Origin of the sequence: Endozoicomonas sp. ALB115, assembly GCF_049310245.1 — a bacterium.
GTDB lineage: Bacteria > Pseudomonadota > Gammaproteobacteria > Pseudomonadales > Endozoicomonadaceae > Endozoicomonas.
Window position 1 is genome coordinate 1 of record NZ_JBLYZG010000159.1, and the last position, 2,493, is coordinate 2,493.

A 2,493-nucleotide genomic window follows, 5' to 3' on the forward strand; every position below is an offset into this window, starting at 1 on the left:
TCAATGCCCAGGGCATGGATAACATGGTCAATGCCCTGTTGCGTGATGCCTCCGGGGTGTCCGCACCGTTCCGGGAGGTTCTGGAGGGGGTTGCGGACTATCTGGACAGGCAGATCACGGAGGAGCGCCTCAACGATGGTAACGTTCTGGGCACCCCCGGGCCGGATGAACAACTGATGTCGGTGATACACAATGCCACCGTCGCCGATCATGAGTTCACCTTGCCGTCGGGCTGGCTGGAACCCGGGGATCTGGTTGCCACCAACCGGATCATCCGAGGTGAGCAGGCCCGTTTCCTTGCCAACATGGGGGTATACAGAGACTGGAATCGCTTCCCGGTTGATTACCGGAAGATCTTCCAGAACCCCACAGATTATGATGCCGTGTTCCCGAATGACGACACCGTTCCCTGCCATTACAGCGAATCGGGACTGGACGACACGTCGGCCCTGGCGCCGCTGCTTTCCCGCCCACCGGCTACGTCACAGTTCACCGTGACTGAGCGGAAACTGCTGAAGGGGTATGTCGGCCAGGCCACGGCAATCTATGCCGACTATGCCCACCAGGCCGAGGCCATAAAGCATCAGAACCGGGAAATTATGGCAGCCATACCCGCCGAGGAGTCAGACTCCATAACCTGGCCGGAAAAACGACAGGTGTGCTGCGTCAACTTGCTGGAGACCCTGGAGAGGCAGTTCCGGGACAGCTTCCTGAACATGACCAGTACTGCGGGGCAGTACCTCCGCTACGAGGAGCAGTCACCCAACGATACAGCGGACCATCGCTCGACCGAAGTGTCGATTATCAAGAATCTGGCCAACCAGTTCCTGAACCTGTATGGGCTTTACAGCGCTGCCCGCTATGACATGGTCAAGGCCACCGGATTCGGGGGCGAGGCGGCAGCGGATGATCGCTTCCGGGGCTACAATGCCGCGGCCGTTGCCGGGGCCGTTACCGGGTTGCTGGCGCGATCAGCAAGGATGTCAGCCCCCATCCGGAAGGTGCTGCGAACGCTTGAGAACGCTCTGGCCCATGACGATCACCGGTATAGTGCCAACGATAGGCGTCCCCCGCAGCCTGATACAGCACTGCAGCGGACGGTGGAAAATGTCCGGGTAGCGGACGATGAGTTTAACTTATCGCCACCCATGCTGGACGCCAGGGATGTGAAGGTGATCAATCGGATAATCCGGGCCGAGCGCAAAGACTACTTCTTAAACACGCGACCACTCAGGGATGAGCGTTTTGTGATGTTCGGCGACGTGTTCGACAATACGGCTGATTTGCAAAATCAATTGTCTGGCGAGCAGCTTCCCTGCCCGACCAGCGAGCAGGGGCTGGCCGACACCTCGGCGCTGAGCGAACTGCTGGAGCGGGCCGCAGACCAGGCTCCCCGAATCACTGCAGAAGGAAAAAAACTGCTGAAACTGTATGCCGACGGTGCCACGCAGTCTTACAGAGCCTATAGCCAGCGCATCAGCAATATCCAGAGTGCCAATACCCGGGCAGTGCAGGACATCAAGGAGAATGATAACACCCTCAGCCACAATGGCCTGGAATACCAGCAATGGTCACTGGCACGACTGGTGTGCTGTGCCCAGGGCCTGCAGACTATGGACCGGGCAATCATGAACACGCTCCAGTGGGACCTCATCCGGGCCGATCGGTGTATTCGTTATGATGCCTCCCGTGGTCTGACCATAGGGCCAGATGCGAGCGGCGAGAATCCCACCCGGGAGGCCATGATTGATGATCTGGTCAACCAGTTCCTGAACATGTATTCACAGTACGGTGAAGCCCGTTTCAATATGATCAAAGCCACCGGGTTCTCCCTGGAGGAGGCGGCAGAATCACCGGTTTTCCGGGGATTTAGCGCCCGGGGCATGGCGACCACGGTCAATGATCTGTTGCGTACCACGTCCGGATTGTCCGCACCGTTCCGCGATGTTCTCCGGGGGATGGCGAACTATCTGGATAACCGGATCACTGAGGATCACCATGACGACAATAATGATCTGCGCCCGCCACAGACTGATCGTCACCTGTTGCAGATCATCAACGATACCACCGTCGTCGATGATGAGTTCATCTTGCCGCCAGTAATCATGGTTCGTGGCGATATGGACGCTATCAAACAGCTCGTCCAGGCTGAGAAAGTCGACTACCTGGCCAGACTGGGGGAACTGGAAGACCGGGAGCATTTCCCCACTGATTTTGTCGATATATTCGAACAGCCCGATGCCTATGCAGAGGTTTTCCTGAAAGGGGAGATCCCGCAGTGCCATGGTGACTCGCGTAAACGACGCCAGCTGGACAGCCATCTCTCTGGCAAGCCTGTTGCGCCCCCCCGGGATGAGCCAGCTATTGCCAATGACCACCTGGCCCCGGCCACTGCCGGAGCAGCCCGCCACGGGGGGCTGTTGTCGGCGCTGCGTGGTGGCCTGTCCTGGCTGACCGGCAGAGCCACGGCTAACCAACCGGAGGAAGCAGCAC

At 58.7% G+C, this 2,493-nt stretch carries 1 protein-coding gene; it reads left to right on the plus strand.

All coding sequences use genetic code 11. The features are described from left to right. A partial coding sequence (locus tag ACO6VE_RS24275; protein ID WP_422464052.1) for a hypothetical protein occupies positions 1 to 2,493 on the plus strand: 2,493 nt, incomplete at both ends.